At 38.6% G+C, this 236-nt stretch carries 1 pseudogene; it reads right to left on the bottom strand.

The features are described 5' to 3' along the window. A pseudogene (locus AAEY78_RS14995) lies at positions 1 to 236 on the bottom strand (hypothetical protein); the annotation flags it as partial.

Below are 236 nucleotides of genomic sequence, written 5' to 3'. Positions count from 1 at the left end.
TTGGTTTCATGACTCACTATCGCGTAATAAAGTACGGTTCTAGTCGTGTTATCCATAAAGACCATCAAACCAAACTTGCGACCAAAGTAAGTGGTGTCCATGATGATATTAGCAGTCTCAGGACGTTTAATCTGATATTCAATACTGACTTTATCTAACCGCCTTTGTATGGTTTTAAGACTACAGTGGTACTTATCAGCCAGTTGCTTGTAGGTCTGTTTACCTTGAGTATATTG

The sequence above is a fragment of the Psychrobacter sp. 16-MNA-CIBAN-0192 genome (assembly GCF_040309565.1).
In the GTDB taxonomy this organism is placed as follows: domain Bacteria; phylum Pseudomonadota; class Gammaproteobacteria; order Pseudomonadales; family Moraxellaceae; genus Psychrobacter.
The sequence above is the reverse complement of the archived record's forward strand: the minus strand, read 5'-3'. Positions and strand labels throughout refer to the sequence as shown.